Below are 1,244 nucleotides of genomic sequence, written 5' to 3'. Positions count from 1 at the left end.
AACACCGGGCTGACGCTCACCGCCGACAACACCATTACCGAAGGCGGTCAGATCACTTACACCGCGACCCTGAGCAATCCGGCCGGTACCGCGATGAGCGTCACGCTCAGCAACGGCGCCGTGATCAACATCGAAGCCGGTAAAACCACCGGCAGCGTGGTGGTCGATACCCCGGCCAACGACGTCTACAAGAACGGCAGCACCGTCAGCACCACCATCGAAAGCACCACGGGCGGCAACTTCGAACAGCTGACCCCGAGCACGACGCCGGCGGTCACCACCATCACCGACTCGATCGACAACACCGGGCTGACGCTCACCGCCGACAACACCATTACCGAAGGTGGCCAGATCACCTACACCGCGACCCTGACCAACCCGGCCGGCACCGCGATGAGCGTGACCCTGTCCAACGGTGCCGTGATCAACATCGAAGCCGGCAAAACCACCGGCAGCGTGGTGGTCGATACCCCGGCGAATGACGTCTACAAGAACGGCAGCACCGTCAGCACCACCATTGAAAGCACCACGGGCGGCAACTTCGAGCAGTTGACCCCGAGCACCACGCCGGCGGTCACCACCATCACCGACTCGATCGACAACACCGGGCTGACGCTCACCGCCGACAACACCATTACCGAAGGCGGTCAGATCACTTACACCGCGACCCTGAGCAATCCGGCCGGTACCGCGATGAGCGTCACGCTCAGCAACGGCGCCGTGATCAACATCGAAGCCGGTAAAACCACCGGCAGCGTGGTGGTCGATACCCCGGCCAACGACGTCTACAAGAACGGCAGCACCGTCAGCACCACCATCGAAAGCACCACGGGCAGCAACTTCGAACAGCTGACCCCGAGCACCACGCCGGCGGTCACCACCATCACCGACTCGATCGACAACACCGGGCTGACGCTCACCGCCGACAACACCATTACCGAAGGCGGTCAGATCACTTACACCGCGACCCTGAGCAATCCGGCCGGTACCGCGATGAGCGTCACGCTCAGCAACGGCGCCGTGATCAACATCGAAGCCGGTAAAACCACCGGCAGCGTGGTGGTCGATACCCCGGCCAACGACGTCTACAAGAACGGCAGCACCGTCAGCACCACCATCGAAAGCACCACGGGCGGCAACTTCGAACAGCTGACCCCGAGCACGACGCCGGCGGTCACCACCATCACCGACTCGATCGACAACACCGGGCTGACGCTCACCGCCGACAACACCATTACCGAAGG

At 62.9% G+C, this 1,244-nt stretch carries 1 protein-coding gene; it reads left to right on the top strand.

What is annotated here, in order from left to right; translation table 11 throughout:
• Positions 1-1,244, top strand: a 1,244-nt coding sequence (locus KRR23_RS28935; RefSeq protein WP_216745232.1) for an immunoglobulin-like domain-containing protein, incomplete at both ends; no start/stop codon positions are given.

It is taken from the genome of Pseudomonas sp. CVAP#3, from assembly GCF_018986375.1.
Lineage (GTDB): Bacteria > Pseudomonadota > Gammaproteobacteria > Pseudomonadales > Pseudomonadaceae > Aquipseudomonas > Aquipseudomonas helvetica.
Note: the sequence above shows the minus strand (reverse complement) of the source record. Positions and strands in the feature narration are given on the sequence as shown.